This is a genomic window from Kribbella sp. NPDC031520 (genome assembly GCF_055580825.1).
The window spans coordinates 370,840-388,183 of the sequence record NZ_JBVIKS010000006.1; the positions used below are offsets into that span (position 1 = coordinate 370,840).

Sequence of the window (17,344 nt, forward strand, 5' to 3'; positions counted from 1 at the left end):
GTTCAACCTCCTCGCTTCACCATCCGGTAGAGCGCCGGAAAGATCATCTTGTGGGCGAGATCACCGGTTGCGCCGAAGAACACGAAAGCGTCAGCTGCTGTCACACTCTCATCATTGCCACCCATCGTCAGTCCCTCCTCGAGTCGCCTAGTTGCGGCGGAACAGTCGCTCATAACCGATGTCCCTGCGGACGGGGTTGCTCCGTCGATTCGGGCGCCGAGGATCCTTCCGGTCAGAGGGGGGACGACCCGGCCGACGGGGCAGCACGACAAAGCTCACAACTACCACCGTGAGTCCCAACCCATCATGGACCTGTCTGGCAAACGTCTGTTCGGGGATGGGCCTACCCCGACCGCCCATGCGCTGGCCGCAACCGCCGCTGGGGCTCATGGTCCTTCTGAGCTGAGGACGACGAGTGAATTCGGTCAACGTGGTCGTGGAGATTCACAAGGGATCGCGCAGCGAGTACGCGATGGAATTTCAGGCTCGCCAAATCCGGCTGGATGGTCGCAGCGGGCGGCATGCCGCTTGGGTCAGCGCACGCGAGGTCGGGGCCGGCGCCAGTGACCAAGGCGCGACGAGACGTGTCGAACTCTTTGGGACGCAAGAGACGCGAGGCGTGCAGTGGCGGGAGATCAAGTGGCATTGAGGGCGACTAGGGGCGAGGGTTGGGACGACGGTCTCGTCAAGCGTCCAGGGATTCATGCGCCGCGGCACCAGCACCACGACCAGAACAGCCGTTCCAGTCGTCGGTGCGCCCACCGACACGATCTCCGGCAGCTCGTTCAGCCCAGCCAACCTCGTCCGGCCCGAAGAGGCCTCATCAGCCGCAGGTAGTACCAACCCGGAACGAGGCCAGCACGAGCAGGAGCCCAGGCTTTCGGGTCGATGTCGCTCTGGGGTGCGCTGTTCTCCACAGATGCCAAGTTGTCGGTTCGAGGAGTTCGCGAACTCGTACTTTCTCTGGGCGTGAAGGTCTTCCGTCGCGCTCCCAACCCACCCCCCGGATGCCCGAGAGCGAGCCCTGGCCCGCCTCGCCGTTCGGCCGAACACGCATGTCCCCGCAATCCGCGCGCTCGACGAAGACCCGCACGATCACACCGGACAGCAGGAGGAGCGTGATGACGAAGTGCGCGGTGGACGGATTCCCGAACGGGTCCAAATCCCCAGCCAACGCCCATCGGGTGCGAGCCAGACTCAGCCCGCAACCAGCCAGTCACCTGGCCTGAACCAGTCACCCGGCACGAACCAATCGCGTGGCGCCGAAGGTTCGCCAGATCAACCGCTCGTCGTCGTGTACGTCGTCGGCACGGTCCGCTACCCGGGCCTGGTCAGAGCCCCGGCCGGGTCTCGTGCGGCCGACGTCCTTGCCCTCGCCGACGGTCAACTCCCGGGCGTCGACCTCACCACCCTCAACCTCGCTCGCCAGGTCACCGACGGCGAACAGATCATCGTCGGCCGGCTCAACCAGCCCCCACCCACGAACCCACCGGCCATCGCCACATCGGCCCCAACCACAGCGCCCAGTGCCCCCGTCAACCTCAACGCCGCCACGCTCGACCAACTGGACGCGCTCTCCGGCGTCGGCCCCGTGCTCGCTCAGTGCATGGTTGACTACCGCGCCCAGAACGGACTCTTCACCACGATCGTCCAGCTCCAGGAGTTCCCTGGCGTAGGCCCCGAGAAGTTCGACTCCTTCAAACCTCATGTCCGCCTCTGACCCCGCCGCCCAACCACCCACGCCGCTGCCGGACCGAACCGGGCCCGAGCGTGATCTCGACCGTCAGACGGAGACGGAGACGGAGCCGGACGTCGCGGCTCCCGCCCCGCCGGAGGAGCCACTCGACGCCCGCCTACTCATCCCATCCGCCACCGGTTGGCTTGCTGCGGCGCTCCTGGTCGGCCACTGCCCACTCACCGGCTTCCTTGTCGCGACGCTCGCCCTCGCTGCCGGCGCCGCTGTCACGCTGCTTCTCCGCAGGCAGACGCCCCACCAGCGGCAGGCCGGAGCTTGGAAGACCTTCGGTTGGGCGGCGGTGGGCTCGCTGGTTGTCGTTGCGGGGTTGGGAATCGCGGCCGCGCTCCAGTCAGCCTCTCTGCTTGCGGGACCGGTGCGCGAGCTCGCGACCGGCTCCGCGACTGTCAACGCCCGCCTGAAGATCGAGGGAGACCCGTCCCTGCGTCAAAGCACAACCACCCACCGTCCGCCTTACGTCGTCGTCAAAGCAACCATCGAGGAGATCCGTGCACGCGGCACCGGCCCAGGCTCCGCGACCATTGGCACTGTTCGGCTTCATACTCCGGTCTTCGTTGTGGGGACCGCTAGGTGGCAGAACGTCCGGTACGGGCAGCACGTCGACGCCACCGGCCGGCTCGAGGAGGTCGACGGTGGCGCGGGTGTCGCCGCGATGTTCTCGACCCGCTCACCACCACGGGTGATAGACGCGCCGGCGTGGTGGTTGCGGGCGGCCGAGAAGGTCCGTGCTGGCTTGCGCGATGCGGTAGCGGACCAGCCAGACGATGTCCGCGGTCTCGTCCCGGCACTTGTGATGGGCGACGTCTCGGGTGTGTCCACCGAGCTGAACGCGGACTTCCAGACGACCGGCCTCACACACCTTTCGGCGGTTTCGGGGACGAATCTGACGTTGTTGCTTGCGTTCGTACTCCCGCTGGCGCGAGGGATCGGCGTACGTGCGCGCGGTCTGACCGTGGTCGGTGTGCTGACGGTTGTCGTCTTCGTCGTACTCGCCCGGCCGCAGCCGAGCGTGCTGCGTGCGGCCGCGATGGGCTTGATTGCCTTGGCTGCGATGACCAGCGGGGGAGGGCAGCGCCGTGCCGTACGCAGTCTGTCGGTCGCGGTGATCATGCTCCTGCTGCTCGACACGTCGCTCGCGCGGTCGGCCGGATTCGCGTTGTCGGTGCTCGCGACCGCGGGGATCGTACTGCTCGGGCCTGGCTGGCGGGATGCCATGGCGCGGTGGCTTCCCGGGTGGCTGGCGGAGGCGATCTCGTGCCCGCTTGCCGCTCAGCTTGCGTGTACGCCGATCGTCGCGTGGCTGTCGGGGCAGGTGTCGCTGGTCGCGGTCGCGGCGAATCTGTTGGCGGGTCCAACAGTTGGTCCGGCGACGATCCTCGGCTTCGTCGCGGCCGGTGTCGCGTTGGTGAGTACGGGCCTGGCGCAGTTCGTCGGGTGGGTTGCGGGCTGGCCGGCTCGCTGGATCATTCTGGTTGCCCGCGAAGGCGCGAACCTGCCCGGCGCTGCGAACGACTGGCCTGCAACGGTGATCGGCGTCGCGGTACTGACGTTGCTCTGCGTCGTGCTCGTCGTCGGCATGCACCGCGTCCTGGCCCGGCCGATCGCGATGGTTGTGGCGGTGGTCGTGCTGGCGGTCGTCGTACTGCGGCCTGTCGGATCGTTCGGGTGGCCGCCGGGCGATTGGGTGTTCGTCGTGTGTGACGTCGGGCAGGGCGACGGGTTGGTACTGCGAGCGGGTGACGGTGCGGCGGTTGTCGTCGACACCGGGCCGGAGCCGGCGGCGATGGATCGGTGTCTCAAGGAGTTAGGGGTGAGGTACATCCCGGTGGTCGTGCTGACTCACTTCCACGCCGATCACGTCGGCGGCTTGGCAGGTGTGTTGAACGGGCGGAAGGTGGACGAGATCGAGGTGACGCCGTACTTCTCGCCGCGGGCCGAGTACGCGCGGGTGGTTGAGCTTGCGGGGCAGCATCGAGTGGGGGTGCGTACTGTGACGTTCCATGAGCAGCGGTCCGTTGGCGGGGTGAGTTGGACGACCTTGTGGCCGGCGAAGGTGCCGGCGCTTCCTCCGCCGGGTACGTCGTCGGCGACGTCGACGGACGAGGGGTCGCCGGAGAACAACGCCAGTATCGCGATGATGGTCGAGGTTTCCGGGCTACGGATCCTGCTCACCGGGGACCTCGAGCCGGAGTCGCAGCGGGCTGTGCTCGCGACCGGGGTTGATCTACGTGCCGACGTGCTGAAGGTCCCGCACCACGGGTCGGCTCAGCAGGAGCCGGCGTTCATCGCGGCCGCCAACGCCCGCCTCGCGGTGGTCTCAGCTGGTCGCAACAACGACTACGGCCACCCGGCTCCGAGAACCCTCGACCTCCTGTCCCACACCACAGTCCGCACCGCCACGACCAACACCAGCGGAACCCTCGTCATCACCAACACCAACAACCACCTGTCCCTCACCACCCAACCCCAGGAGCTGGTCGGTTAGAAGCCAATCGCCGAGCTGGGGATCGTGTTGTGGGTCTGGTTGCCGAGGGACCAGGCGGCTACTCGGGAGGCTATGTGGGCCGGGACTGTTTCGGAGACGCCTGGCACGGCGGGGATGTCGTAGGTGCCGTGAGCGTCGTACGGAAGGACGACGTGGTAACCGCGGGCTAGTGCGGTCTTGGCGGTGGCGTGGACGCACATCTCCGACATCACCCCGCAGATCGCCAGCGACCGGACGCCGGCCGACACCAGGAGCTCCCCGAGGGGAGTCGCGTCGAAGCCGTCGTCCCTCGGCTTGCGGATCACCTGTTCACGGGGGCCGGGCTTCACCGGTAGGTACAGCTCCCATCCCGGCGTGCCGGGTTCGTCGTCGGCGCCGGGCGGGCCGTCGTTCTGTAGATGTACGACGAGCGCGTCGGCTTCACGCGCGCGGTCGAGCAGCTCGCCGATGCGTTCCAGGAGTTGTGCGGCGCCTGGTACCGGGTCTGGGCCGGAGACGAACGCGGTCTGTACATCCACGACTACCAACGCGTCGACAGCTGAGGTCATGGCGTCATCCTCGCCGGTTTGCCCAGGGCGCGCACCGGGATTGTCCGCGCGGCGTGGGATGCTGGCGTCGTGGCTGCTCGTAAAGGTTCTGCGCCGAAGCTCGGTGACGTTCTGCTGGTGACCGGGACCGAGTCGTTCCTGGCGGATAGGGCGGTGCGGTCGGCGATCGCGGCGGTCTCGAAGACCAGCGCGGACGTCGAGGTGACGGACCTGGAGGCGGCGGCGCTGGACGTCGGTGTGTTCGCGGAGCTGACCGGGCCGTCGCTGTTCGCGAGCGAGCGGGTGCTGGTGCTGCGCGCGCTGGAGAACCTGCCGAGTGAGATGGCGCCGCATCTGATCGAGTACGCCGGCGCCTCGTCGGACGACGTACTGGTGGTGCTGGTGCATTCCGGTGGGCAGAAGGGCAAGGGCGTCCTCGACAAGTTGCGGAAGGCATCGGTCAACGAGCTTGTCGCGACGGCGCCGAAGGCGTGGGAGCTGCCGCAGTTCGTGGCGGGAGAGATCCGGCTGCTCGGCGGGACCGTGGACGAGGGGGCGGCGTCGGCGCTGGTCGATGCGGTCGGGCACGATCTGCGGGCGTTGGCCGGGGCTTGTTCGCAGCTGGTGTCGGACTCGGGCGGGCAGGCGGTGACCGCTGAGCTGATCGGGCAGTACTTCGGTGGGCGTGCTGAAGTGACGAGCTTCGCGGTCGCGGATGCGGCGATCGCCGGGCGGACGGAGCCGGCGTTGGAGCAGCTGCGGTGGGCGTTGGACTGCGGGGTCGCGCCGGTGCTGGTGACGAGTGCGATGGCGGGCGGGTTGCGCGGGCTGGCGAAGTACGCGAGCGCGGCCGGTGGGATGCGGGACGCGGATCTGGCGCGCGAGGTCGGCGTACCTCCGTGGAAGCTCAAGCAGCTCAAGCAACAGGTCCGGGGCTGGACGCCGGGCGGCCTGGCCGCCGCGATCAAGGCCGTAGCCCAGGCCGACGCCGACGTCAAAGGCGCCTCCGGCGACGCCGGCTACGCCCTCGAGCGCATGGTCCTGACAGTAACCCGCTCCCACGGCCGCCGCTAACCACCCCACCGACCACCCGGTCCCGCCGCCGCTGACCCCGGCTGGCGAGGTGTGCTCTGTGCGGGTGGGGTGGTGGTTTTGGGCATGCGTAAACGATCGGCCGGTCCTGGGGACGGGCCGATCGTTGGGGTCGGGTCAGGGACCCGACCGGGGCCTCAGAGGGAGGCGGCCTTCTTGAAGATGGCCGACTTGCGGTTCGCGGCCTGGTTGGCGTGGATGACGCCCTTGCTGACGGCCTTGTCGAGCAGGCGGCCGGCCTTGCGGGCGGTCTCGTTGGCCTTCTCGGCCTCGCCGGCCTCGACGGCCTCGTGGAAGCGACGAACAGCCGTCTTGAGGGTCGACTTCACGGACTTGTTGCGAAGTCGCGCAGCCTCGTTCTGGCGGTTGCGCTTGATCTGGGACTTGATGTTCGCCACGGAGCAGAGCCTCGATCAGGTGTGTGCGGTCATTACGGAAGATGTTGCGGCGCACGACTGAACAACCACCCGTGGGCGCGCGAAGAGCCAGATTACCAACAAGCCGTCCCCAGCTCCAAACCGGCGACAGGCCGACTACCCGGGCTCAGGCGTGGGTCGCGGCCTCCGCGGCCGACTTCAGCCGGGCCAGCGTGGTGTGGATGCCGTCGGCGTTCCGCGGGGTGCGGTTGCCGAAGATGGGGCGGAGGAGCTTCTTCAGGATACGTGGGCGGTGGTCGGTCCAGGATTCGGTGACTGTGCAGCCCTCGGTAGTACCGACGAAGGAGTAGTCCCACCGCGAGATCGGAATCGGGCCGAATGTGACATCGAAGCTGAACCGGCGACCCGGATCAGCAGTCACCACCCGCCCGAACGTGAACCACCGGACACCCCCGGCCCGGTTATGCCCCACAAACCGAGCCCCCACCACCGGACCACCCACCACCGGACCACCCACCACCGGACCACCCACCACCGGACCACCCACCACCGGACCACCCACCACCGGACCACCCACCACCGAACCGTCCGAAGCCGCCGGCCCATCCGCCACCGAACCGTCCGAAGCCGCCGGACCGCTGGGACCGTCCGAAGCCGCCGGACTGCCCGAGGCCGCCGGACCGCCGGGAGCGCCAGGCGCCGTCGGACCGGCTGAAGGCTGGGCTGGGGAGTGTGACCAGGTGACTCGGGTGCATTCCGGGCTCCACTCGGGCATTCGCGGTAGGTCGCTGACCAATCGGTACAGTGTGTCAGCGGTCGACTGCACTGTGATGGATTCGGTCAGGTCGGGCATCGGGTTTTCCCTTCGGTCCGCGGTCGCTGTGTGTGCTGAGGGTGACACTGTCGGCGGTCAACGGCATACTCAGGGCCCCGCGAGCCCCCAAGCTCCGCCATCGCTCCGCCAAGCCCTGGAGGAACTCCGTGACCCGCAAACGACCGGCGATCTTGGTCGCCACCGCACTGATCGCCGCCGCGGCCGGCATACCAGTGCTGGTGAACGCCGCAAACGCCGCGAACGCCGGCCAACCAGCAACACAATCGACCGACCCCGACGTCAAGCGCTCCAGCACCGGGTCGTACATCGTCCAGCTCGACGACTCACCCGTCGCGGAGTACGACGGTGACATCACCGGCCTGGCCGCGACGAAGGTGCTGCCCGGCGCGAAGCTGCTGAAGACCGCCGCGCCCGTGGTCGACTACGTCAAACACCTCGCCAACGAGCGCACCGACGTACTGAACACGGTCCCCGGCGTCAAGAAGCTCTACGACTACAACTACACGTACGCCGGGTTCTCGGCCGAGATGTCGTACGACGACGCCGTGAAGCTGGCGAAGTCGTCCGGCGTGAAGAGCGTCGAGCCGAGCGAGATCCAGCATGCCGACACCGTCGACACGCCGCGCTTCCTGGGCCTGTCCGGCAAGGGCGGCGCGTGGCAGCAGGCGGGCGGGGTCGACCAGGCCGGTGACGGCGTGATCATCGGAATGATCGACTCCGGTTTCGTCCCGGAACGGCCGAGCTTCGCGCCGATGAAGACGACCAAGCAGTCCGACGCTCTGGTCGCGAAGAAGTGGAAGGGTACCTGCCAGGCCGGCGAGGAGGCGCCCGTCACCTGCAACAACAAGGTGATCGGCGCGCGGTACTTCGACAAGGGCATCGGCAGCCGCCCGATCCCGGCGGAGTTCAAGTCGCCGCGTGACTACGGCGGCCACGGCACGCACACCGCGAGTACGGCCGCCGGTGACTATGGCGTCGACATGTCGGTGATGGGTCGCGACTACGGCAAGGGTTCCGGGATGGCGCCGCACGCCCGGCTGGCGATCTACAAGGCGTTGTGGGCGGTCGACGCGACCGGTGGTGGCAGCGGTACGGACGCCGACATCGTGGCCGCGATCGACGCCGCCGTGTCGGACGGCGTCGACGTGATCAACTACTCGGTCTCCGGCAGTGGGTCGACGTACGTGAACGCGACCGGCCTCGCGTTCCTGCGGGCGGCGAAGGCGGGCGTGTTCGTCGCGACCAGCGCCGGCAACACCGGTCCGGGCGACGCGACCGTCGGCAAGACGTACCCCTGGGTGACGACCGTTGCCAACGGCACCCATGACCGCGACATCCAGAGCACGGTGACGCTCGGCAACGGCAAGTCCTACACCGGCGCGGGGATCGGCGCAGGTACGCCGGAAGCGCCCGTGGTCCTGGCCAAGGACGCGGGTCTGCCCAACGCCGACCCGGCGAACCTGACGCTCTGCCAGGCCGGCACGCTCGACCCGGCCAAGGTGAAGGGCAAGATCGTGGTCTGCGACCGCGGTGTGAACGCCCGCGTCGACAAGAGCCTGCAGGTGAAGAACGCCGGCGGCATCGGCATGATCCTGCTCAACCTCACCCCGGGCACCCTGGACGCCGACCTGCATTCGGTCCCGACCGTCCACCTGGACGACACGAAGGCGCCGGAGGTCAAGGCGTACGTCGGCGGCACCGCGAACCCGACCGCGACGATCGGCGCCGGTACCCCGGTCCGCGTGAACGCCCCGATGGTCGCGAGTTCCTCGAGCCGCGGCCCGTCCCCGGCCGGCAACGGCGACCTCCTCAAGCCCGACATCATGGCGCCGGGTACGAACGTCCTCGCCGCGACGACCGCGTTCAGTGCGGCCGGTGGTGAGTACGCGTTCATGAGTGGTACGTCGATGGCCACGCCGCACATTGCCGGGATCGCGGCGGTGCTGAAGGGCAAGCACCCGACCTGGTCCCCGATGGCGATCAAGTCCGCGATGATGACCAGCGCCACCGACAAGGACACGAGCGGCAAGCCGATCCAGAACGACAGCGGGTCGGCGGCGAATCCGTTCGGGTACGGCGCGGGCGAGGTGCAGCCGAAGTACGGCATGGATCCCGGCCTGGTCTACGACTCGACGTACACGGACTGGGCGAAGTTCGTCTGCGGTTCCGGGCAGGTGCCGAGTACGCACGAGCTGTGCGCGAACGGCAGGATCGACCTGAGCGACCTCAACTACCCGACGATCGCGATCGGCGACCTGGCCGGTAAGCAGACCGTGACCCGGACCGTCACGAACGTCGGCCGGATCCCCGAGGTGTACTTCCCGAAGGTCGAAGGTGTGAAGGGCCTGAAGGTGACGGTGTCGCCGAAGCTGCTGGTGACGATCCCCGGCCGCACTACGACCTACAAGGTCACCATCGAGAACAACGGCGCGCCGCTCGAGCAGTACTCGTTCGGCAAGCTGGTGTGGAAGTCGGCGAAGCACTCGGTCGCCAGCACGCTCGCGATCAAGCCGCTCACAGTGAAGGCGCCGGTCCAGGTCAACGGCACCGGTACGGCGGGCTCCGTGCAGGTCCCGCTCACCTCCGGGTACGCCGGGACGCTCAACACGACCGCGCTGGGCCTGAACGCGGCGACGGTCGCCGACGCCACGCTGAAGACCCCGGGTGGTGTGTCGTTCCCGACCACGGCGCCGAAGGCCAACGACCACGTCGCCAAGTTCACAGCGAACGTCCCGGTGGGTTCGACGTACGCCAGGTTCTCCACGTTCGACGCGGACTACCCGGCCGGTACCGACCTGGATGTCTTTGTCTACAAGGCCGGAACGACGACGCTGCTCGGCAGCAGCACTGGCGGGTCAGCAGAGGAGGAGGTCAACCTCGACCGGCCCGCAGGTGGTCCGGTGGATGTGTACGTCGACCTGTACGCCGGAGCGAACCAGCAACAAGTGAAGCTCAACCACTGGGAGCTGCAGAACACCGCAGGCAGCCTGACCGTCGCCCCAGCCAGTCAGCCGGTGCAGGTGGCAGGACAGGCCGCTGTAACAGCCAGCTGGACCGGACTGACCGCCGGCAGTCGCTACCTCGGACAGCTCCGGTACTCCGACGGCGCAGACGGCTCCGGCAACACCCTCGTGCGCGTAGACAGCTGAACAACGGCGAGGGCGGCCCGGCAGACCCGGGCCGCCCTCTTCGTACTGTCACGGCTGGTGAAGCGTCACACCGCCGGTCGTGCTCAGCGCGACCGCACACTCACCGCTCCGGACGTCACAGCGGTAGACCCTCTCCTTGACCGCGAGGCCGTTCTTGCGCGCCGGACGGGTGACCAGCAGCACTTGGCTCACGTTCTCGAACACCGGCTCCGGGAACGACGTCACCTCGATGTTGGCCGGCAGTTGCAGCTTCGTCTGCTTCCCGGACTCGATGTCGATGGCAAGCTTCACGTCGCTGCTCACCATGGTCCGCCCGTCCTGCGACACCACCGGGTACGTGGCGGCGGGAGCGACGTCGCAGTACTCGCGGGTCGTGTCGAACTGCCCGTTGCGCAACACGCCGGCCTTCAGGCAGCGGTTGTTGCCCCGTCTCGTCGTCACCGAGACGACGTCGGACGGCCCAGGAGCCGCCAGACCGCCGTTGTACTGCGGGAGTGGCACGCGGGTGACCTTGCCGGACTTCGGCCGCCAGTTGTACAGCTCGTAGGTGGTGGGCTGGTTCTGGGCCGACTGGTCGACACGCACCCAGATCCCGCTCTGGTTCCAGGCGAGATTGGCCGGCGGGACCGGCAGCACCGGAGTGCGTGACACCTCTTTGCCGGACTTGACGTCGAAGATCGCGATCGCGCCCTTCTCGTCGAGGTGCAGGATGACGGCGACCTGCCGGTGGTCCGGTGAGAGAACCGCCAGCTCGATCCCGTCCGGCCCGATCGTCCGGAACGTGCCGTCCGGCTTCAGGACGCCTGCCTGCGCACCCTTGCCCCTGACCAGCTTCGTGCCGAACCAGCCACCGTCGACCCGGCCGCCGAAACCGCCGACCCCGGTGGGGAGCTGGACCGTCTGATCGCCGTCGTGCAGCGTCGCGTGGAGGTCGGTCCAAGTGTCGCCGGTCATGACCGTGTACGGCACTTCAGGAGCCGCATGGGACACCGGCCCCGGGGGCGGACCGGCCGGAACCGGGACCGAGCTGTCGGGCGAGGTGCGGGTCAGGAAGGTCACGGTGACGACCAGGACCACGGCGATCGTGGCGGCAGCGACCAGGACCGGCCAGTGGCGGCGGCGTACGGGTGGCTCGAAGCCAGGGCCTCGGGCGGTGTCAGGGACGGCGGCGGCCTGGGTGTGGAGGTAGTCACGGAGGCGGGTCTCGGTGTCGGTCATCGCAGTTCCTTCAGGCGTTCGGTCAGGACGGCGATGCCACGCGAGGAGGTGGCGCGGGCGGAGGATTCGCTGATCCCGAGAGTCTGGGCGATCTCCGCGAACGGAAGATCGAGGTAGTACCGGAGCACGAGCACCTCGCGGGCACGTCGTGGCAGCGCCTGGAGCGCCTGCTGTACCTGCGAGCGTTCCTCGCCCACTACGGCGTCGCTCTCGGCGGAGGCGTTCGGGGCTTGGTGAGGTGGGATGTACAGCCGCGCTACCTTGCGCCGTCGCAGTACGGACCGGCTGCGGTTCACCACAGCAGTACGCAGGTAGGACAGGGCCGCATCGGGCTCCCGCAGCGGCCAGTGCCGGTACAGCTCGGCAAAAGCCTCCTGTACGACGTCCTCGGCCGCCTGCCGGTCGTCCACCATCAGCACCGCGAGCCGGAGTAGACCGACCCAGTGCTGTTCGTAGAGCGCCGAAACAGCCCCCTGTGTGTCCACAGGTTCCGGGCGGCTGACGCTCACCATTGGATTCGTCACACCGCTACAGACGCCTGTGCCTCAGAAACGCTGCATCCGATCGCGGACCCACTCCAGATGCACCAAGGCATGCTCCCGCTGCCAGGGCCGCATCGTCGGGATCCCAGGCGGCGCCGGCTGCGCCGAACCCCACCACAGCCCGCCCGCGATCGCTGCGATGAAGCCCGTGATCCCATCGTCGTCAGGGAGCGGCGGCAGCGTCACCGAACCGCGCATCTCGGCGTGCAGGATCACTGTGTCCGCCCAGCGCGGCGCCAGCCCCGGGTGCGCCCAGTCGATGAACACCACCCGGTCGTCGGTCAGGATGATGTTGTCGGCGCGCAGGTCGTAGTGCGCCAGCGCCTTGCCCTCGGCCAGCGCCCTGATCCCGGTGCGCGCCAGTTCGGCGAACACCTCGGGGTCGACGAACGACGGTACGGCGAGACCGTCCGCCAGTACGTTCTCCCAGCGGCTCAGGAAGTCATGGCTGCGTACGGCGATCACCGGCGCGTCCGGCCATGGCGACGGGTCCAGTACGTCGGTCAGCTCTGCCAGCGCGTCCAGCACCCGGTCCGCGTCCGGCTGCTCCCACGGATGCGCGGGAAGACGCCCAGCGATGTCCTCGAAGAGCATGCCCACCCAGTCACCGTCGTCGTACACGGCGTACAGCTCCGGCGCCATCGGGAGCCGGCCGATCGCCTGCATCGCCATGATCTCCAGCCGGAACAGCTCCGGCGTCTTGGGGTTCAACGAAGTACCGACGGCCTTCACGAACGCCCGGCGGCCGGAGGCGGCCTCCAGGCGGGCGGCGGCGCCGGGGGAGAAGCCGCCCTGCTGAGTCGTGGCCGACACCACTACCGACCCGAGCTCTCGCTCCACCCACGCCCGCACGGCGGACGGCAGTTCGAAGTAGGGCAACCGGACCCCAGCAGCATGCGCCATACGTCACCACGCTAGCGGCCTGTCGCTACTGATTTTCGAATCCGCTGGACCCCCATGGGATGATTGAGCGGATATCCACGTACCAGACGAGATTTGGACCCCTCCGTGCCCGCTGGCTCCACGAACGTGCCGCAGCCGGGTCGTACCGACCCGTCGCTGATCCGGAACTTCTGCATCATCGCCCACATCGACCACGGCAAGTCGACGCTGGCCGACCGGATGCTGCAGATCACCGGGGTGGTCGACGACCGCTCGATGCGGGCGCAGTACCTCGACCGGATGGACATCGAGCGCGAGCGCGGGATCACGATCAAGTCGCAGGCGGTCCGGCTGCCGTTCGCACCGAGCCCGGACTCCCCGGGCGGCCTGCTGGCCCCGGACGGTACGACGTACATCCTGAACATGATCGACACGCCCGGCCACGTCGACTTCACCTACGAGGTGTCCCGGTCGCTGGAGGCTTGCGAGGGCGCCGTACTGCTGGTCGACGCCGCGCAGGGGATCGAGGCGCAGACCCTGGCGAACCTGTACCTCGCGCTGAACGCGGACCTGCACATCATCCCGGTGCTGAACAAGATCGACCTGCCGAGCGCCCAGCCGGAGAAGTACGCGGCCGAGCTGGCACACATCATCGGCTGCGACCCGTCCGACGTGCTCAAGGTCTCCGCGAAGACCGGTGAGGGCGTCGAGGACCTGCTCAGCGAGATCGTCGCGCAGATCGACCCGCCGAAGGGCATCAAGGATGCTCCGCCCCGGGCGCTGATCTTCGACTCCGTCTACGACACCTACCGCGGCGTGGTCACCTACGTCCGGGTCGTGGACGGCGAGCTGACCCATCGGGACCGGATCAAGATGATGTCGACCGGTGCGGTGCACGAGATGCTCGAGGTCGGCGTCATCTCCCCGGAGCCGGCGAAGTCGCCGAGCATCGGCGTCGGCGAGGTCGGCTACCTGATCACCGGCGTGAAGGACGTCCGCCAGTCCCGGGTCGGTGACACGGTCACGGCGGCCGTGCACGGCGCGACCGAGCCGCTCGGCGGCTACAAGCACCCCCAGCCGATGGTGTACTCGGGCCTGTTCCCGATCGACGGTGACGACTACCCGACGCTGCGCGACGCCCTCGAGCGCCTGCAGCTGAACGACGCGGCCCTGCAGTACGAGCCGGAGACCTCGGGCGCGCTCGGGTTCGGCTTCCGCTGCGGGTTCCTCGGGCTGCTGCACATGGAGATCGTCCGCGAGCGGCTCGAGCGCGAGTTCGACCTGGACCTGATCTCGACCGCGCCGAACGTGGTCTACCGGGTCGAGATGGAGGACGGCAAGGAGTTCGTCGTCACGAACCCGAGCGAGTTCCCCGAAGGCAAGATCGCCGACATCTACGAGCCGGTCGTCCGCGCGACGATCCTGAGCCCGAAGGACTTCATCGGCGTCATCATGGAGCTCTGCCAGTCCAAGCGGGGCAACCTGCTCGGGATGGAGTACCTGTCCGAGGACCGGGTCGAGCTGCGCTACACGCTGCCGCTGGCCGAGATCGTCTTCGACTTCTTCGACCAGCTCAAGTCGAAGACCAAGGGCTACGCATCGCTGGACTACGAGCCGACCGGTGAGCAGTCGGCCGCGCTGGTCAAGGTCGACATCCTGCTGCAGGGCGAGACGGTGGACGCGTTCTCCGCGATCGTGCACCGCGACAACGCCTATGCGTACGGGGTCGCGCTGGCCGGCAAGCTGAAGGAACTGATCCCGAGGCAGCAGTTCGAGGTGCCGATCCAGGCCGCGATCGGGTCCCGGATCATCGCCCGCGAGTCGATCCGCGCGATGCGCAAGGACGTCCTGGCGAAGTGCTACGGCGGTGACATCACCCGGAAGCGCAAGCTGCTCGAGAAGCAGAAGGAAGGCAAGAAGCGGATGAAGATGGTCGGCCGTGTCGAGGTCCCGCAGGAGGCCTTCATCGCCGCCCTCCGCACCTCCGAACCAGCCGAGAAGGCGGGCAAGAAGTAGGTTGTCGATCCAGATCCCCGAAGGTCTGCTGGTCGTCGCCTCGCGCGGTCAGGACTGGGCGGACTGGCTGGACCGGCTGCCGCGGCTGACCCGCGACCTGCTCGGCGAGTGGTCGTTGCAGATCGACGGTACGGCGACGTACGGGAACTGCGCGCTCGTCGTGCCGGTGGTTGCCGAGGGCAAGCGCGCGGTCCTGAAGGTGCAGTTCCCGCACTGGGAGGCCGAGACCGAGCACCTGGCGTTGCGCGACTGGGCCGGCAACGGCGCCGTACAACTCCTGCGCGCCGACCCGCGCCGGTTCGCGCTGCTGCTGGAACGGCTCGAGTCGCGGGACCTGACCACGGTCGATGCGCTCGACGCCTGTGAGATCGTTGGCGCGACCTACAAGCGGCTGCATGTCCCGGCCGGACCGCAGTACCGGACGCTGTCGGGGGAGCTGAAGCGGTGGGTCGAGCGGTTCCGGCAGCTGCCGGCGTCCGCGCCGGTCCCGCACCGCTACGTCGAGCAGGCGATCTCGCTGGCCGACGACTTCGTCGCGGACCCGGCCACCGACGGACGGCTGATCCATACCGATCTGCACTACGAGAACATGCTCGCCGCGGAGCGCGAACCCTGGCTGGTGATCGACCCGAAACCGCTGTCCGGTGACCCGCACTTCGAGGTCGCGCCGCTGATCTGGAACCGCTGGGACGAGGTCGCGAAGGCGCACGACCTGCGGTTCGCCGTCCAGCAACGGTTCTGGACGACGGTCGACGCGGCCGGGTTCGACGAGGATCGTGCCCGCGCCTGGGTGATCGTCCGGCAGATGCTGAACGTACTGTGGACCCTCGAATCCACCGGCACCGACGAGTCTCTCCCACAGGACTGGCTGACCCGCAACATCGCGATCGTCAAGGCCATCCAGGACTAAACTCCACAAGGTGACCGTGACGAACCGCAGAGCCCGCAGCCCGCGTGGGTCGGGGGAGGACCTGCGGGAAGCGCTGGTGACGGCGACGGCTGAGTTGCTCGAGACGCAGGACTTGAACTCGTTGTCGGTGCGTACGGTCACCTCCGCGACCGGCGTCAGCCCGACCGCCCTGTACCTGCACTTCGCCGACCTCCAGGAGCTGCTGCGCGCGGTCAAGGCACGCTTCTTCGGCGAGCTCCGCGACAGCCTGCTCGCGGCCGACGGCGACGTTCGCTCGCTCGCGAAGGCCTATCTGCGGTACGCGCGCGAGCACGAAGGCCGGTACGCCGTGATGTTCCACGCGCACCGCCGTACCGACGCCCTGGCCACGCCCGCCGCGGACCTGGTCGAGCTCGGGTGGGCCGCGTTCGAACCGCTGATCGCCGCGGTCCGCGCCGTACTCCCGGACGCCTCGGACGACGAGGTCCGCGAGACCTCCCTCGAGCTGTGGCTCGCGCTGCACGGGCGCGCGCAGCTGAGCGTGTCGATGCCGTGGTTCGTGCTGCCGGACGAGGACCGGTACGTCGACCGCCTCGTCCGGCAGCTCCTCGGTCAGCCCGCGTAGGCGGTCTTGCCGCCGTCGATGACGAGCTGGGACGCGGTCAGGTACGGAAAGTCGTCGGATGCGAGCGCCAGCGCGAAGACGGCGATCTCGTTCGGGGTCGCCATCCGTTGCAGGCCGTGGACGTGGGTCTTGCCCCAGTTGGCGGCGAGCGCGTTCCAGACCGGGTCGGGGACGTTCATCATGCCGGCCAGCCGGCGGACGAGCTCGGTGTTCGTGGTGCCCGGGATCAGCGTGTTGATCCGGATGCCGCGGGCCGCGTAGTCGTGGGCGGCCGACTGGACCAGGCCGACCAGTCCGCGTTTCGTCGCGGTGTACGCGGACCGCTTCTCGGTGGTCGCGATCGCGTTCGACGACGAGGTCACGACGACCGTCCCGCCGCCGCGCTTCAGCAGGTGCGGCACCTCGTACTTGAGGGCGAGGAAATTGCCGCGCAGGTTGGTGTTCGTCACGTCGTCCCACTCGGCGGTCGTGTATTCATGCAGCGGCCGCTCGATGCTGATCCCGGCGTTGTTGAAGCAGACGTCGAGCCCGCCGTACTTCGTCGCGATCGCGTCGACGAACGTGCGGACGTCGTCCTCGACGCGGACATCGGCCTTGACGTACGTCGCCTCGCCGCCGGCGGACCGGATCTCCGCCTCGACCTGCCTCCCGAGCTGCTCGCGGCGCCCGCAGAACCCGACCTTGCCGCCCTCGGCCGCGAACAGCAGTGCCGCCGCGCGGCCGATCCCGCTGGTGGCGCCGGTGATCAGTACGACCTTGTTCTCGAAACGCCTGCGGGGCGAGGCCTGCATCGTCGGCGGGGTGTCGCTCTGGGCGAACGCCACGCCCGCGGCCGCTCCGGCTGCCGCGGCGGCGACACCGGTCACGGCGCCGGTGGTAATCACCCGGCGCCGGGTGAATCGCTGGTCTGTCATCTCCCACTTCCTCTCTTGGTTTACGAGTGTAAATATA

Annotated in this window: 15 protein-coding genes; 7 read left to right on the forward strand and 8 right to left on the reverse strand. The window is 68.4% G+C overall.

What is annotated here, in order from left to right; all coding sequences use genetic code 11:
* Positions 1-2: 2 nt before the first annotated feature.
* Positions 3-104, reverse strand: coding sequence for a hypothetical protein (locus ACZ5BU_RS30745; RefSeq protein ID WP_465703930.1), 102 nt, complete (start codon positions 102-104; stop codon positions 3-5).
* Positions 105-1,294: 1,190 nt separating this feature from the next.
* On the opposite strand from ACZ5BU_RS30745, the gene ACZ5BU_RS30750 reads away from it, so the two are divergent.
* Both ACZ5BU_RS30750 and ACZ5BU_RS30755 read left to right on the forward strand, forming a co-directional pair.
* Positions 1,295-1,720, forward strand: a complete 426-nt coding sequence (locus ACZ5BU_RS30750; RefSeq protein ID WP_465703931.1) for a helix-hairpin-helix domain-containing protein — start codon at positions 1,295-1,297, stop codon at positions 1,718-1,720.
* Positions 1,707-4,241 carry a ComEC/Rec2 family competence protein gene (locus ACZ5BU_RS30755; protein WP_465703932.1) on the forward strand — a complete coding sequence of 845 codons (2,535 nt, stop codon included), beginning with the start codon at positions 1,707-1,709 and terminating at the stop codon, positions 4,239-4,241. The genes ACZ5BU_RS30750 and ACZ5BU_RS30755 overlap by 14 nt, the downstream gene beginning before the upstream one ends.
* Here the strand turns inward: ACZ5BU_RS30755 and ACZ5BU_RS30760 are convergent.
* Positions 4,238-4,789, reverse strand: coding sequence for an isochorismatase family protein (locus ACZ5BU_RS30760; protein ID WP_465703933.1), 552 nt, complete (start codon positions 4,787-4,789; stop codon positions 4,238-4,240). The two genes, ACZ5BU_RS30755 and ACZ5BU_RS30760, sit on opposite strands and share 4 nt — an antisense overlap.
* 69 nt (positions 4,790-4,858) lie before the next feature.
* Between ACZ5BU_RS30760 and holA the strand changes: the two genes are divergently transcribed.
* Positions 4,859-5,842: a DNA polymerase III subunit delta gene (gene holA, locus ACZ5BU_RS30765; protein ID WP_465703934.1), complete on the forward strand. Its 984-nt coding sequence runs from the start codon at positions 4,859-4,861 to the stop codon at positions 5,840-5,842.
* A 155-nt stretch (positions 5,843-5,997) separates the two neighbouring features.
* Here the strand turns inward: holA and rpsT are convergent, their stop codons facing one another.
* Positions 5,998-6,258, reverse strand: a complete 261-nt coding sequence (rpsT, locus tag ACZ5BU_RS30770; RefSeq protein ID WP_141859325.1) for a 30S ribosomal protein S20 — start codon at positions 6,256-6,258, stop codon at positions 5,998-6,000.
* A 145-nt stretch (positions 6,259-6,403) separates the two neighbouring features.
* Positions 6,404-7,090, reverse strand: coding sequence for an SRPBCC family protein (locus ACZ5BU_RS30775; RefSeq protein WP_465703935.1), 687 nt, complete (start codon positions 7,088-7,090; stop codon positions 6,404-6,406).
* A 128-nt stretch (positions 7,091-7,218) separates the two neighbouring features.
* On the opposite strand from ACZ5BU_RS30775, the gene ACZ5BU_RS30780 reads away from it, so the two are divergent.
* Positions 7,219-10,221, forward strand: coding sequence for a S8 family serine peptidase (locus ACZ5BU_RS30780; RefSeq protein ID WP_465703936.1), 3,003 nt, complete (start codon positions 7,219-7,221; stop codon positions 10,219-10,221).
* 48 nt (positions 10,222-10,269) lie between these two features.
* On the opposite strand, the gene ACZ5BU_RS30785 is transcribed toward ACZ5BU_RS30780, so the two are convergent.
* Genes ACZ5BU_RS30785 through ACZ5BU_RS30795 form a run of 3 tightly spaced genes read right to left on the reverse strand, consistent with a single transcriptional unit; the run spans position 10,270 to position 12,884 of the window.
* Positions 10,270-11,439, reverse strand: a complete 1,170-nt coding sequence (locus ACZ5BU_RS30785) for a hypothetical protein (RefSeq protein ID WP_465703937.1) — start codon at positions 11,437-11,439, stop codon at positions 10,270-10,272.
* A complete protein-coding gene (locus tag ACZ5BU_RS30790) occupies positions 11,436-11,963 on the reverse strand; it encodes a SigE family RNA polymerase sigma factor (protein WP_465703938.1) in 528 nt (175 codons plus the stop codon). The genes ACZ5BU_RS30785 and ACZ5BU_RS30790 overlap by 4 nt, the downstream gene beginning before the upstream one ends.
* Before the next feature lie 21 nt (positions 11,964-11,984).
* On the reverse strand, positions 11,985-12,884 hold the full coding sequence (locus ACZ5BU_RS30795; RefSeq protein ID WP_465703939.1) for a protein kinase family protein: 900 nt from the start codon (positions 12,882-12,884) through the stop codon (positions 11,985-11,987).
* Positions 12,885-12,989: 105 nt separating this feature from the next.
* On the opposite strand from ACZ5BU_RS30795, the gene lepA reads away from it, so the two are divergent.
* From lepA to ACZ5BU_RS30810, 3 genes are read left to right on the forward strand one after another with little or no spacing between them, the layout of a single operon-like run.
* Positions 12,990-14,879: a translation elongation factor 4 gene (lepA, locus tag ACZ5BU_RS30800; RefSeq protein WP_465703940.1), complete on the forward strand. Its 1,890-nt coding sequence runs from the start codon at positions 12,990-12,992 to the stop codon at positions 14,877-14,879.
* A gap of 1 nt (position 14,880) precedes the next feature.
* A complete protein-coding gene (locus ACZ5BU_RS30805) occupies positions 14,881-15,789 on the forward strand; it encodes an aminoglycoside phosphotransferase family protein (protein ID WP_465703941.1) in 909 nt (302 codons plus the stop codon).
* A gap of 10 nt (positions 15,790-15,799) precedes the next feature.
* The gene (locus ACZ5BU_RS30810) at positions 15,800-16,393 is read left to right on the forward strand and encodes a TetR/AcrR family transcriptional regulator (RefSeq protein WP_465703942.1); all 594 of its coding nucleotides are present in this window, start codon (positions 15,800-15,802) and stop codon (positions 16,391-16,393) included.
* Here the strand turns inward: ACZ5BU_RS30810 and ACZ5BU_RS30815 are convergent.
* Positions 16,381-17,307 carry an SDR family NAD(P)-dependent oxidoreductase gene (locus tag ACZ5BU_RS30815; protein ID WP_465703943.1) on the reverse strand — a complete coding sequence of 309 codons (927 nt, stop codon included), beginning with the start codon at positions 17,305-17,307 and terminating at the stop codon, positions 16,381-16,383. The genes ACZ5BU_RS30810 and ACZ5BU_RS30815 overlap by 13 nt on opposite strands.
* Positions 17,308-17,344: the final 37 nt, after the last annotated feature.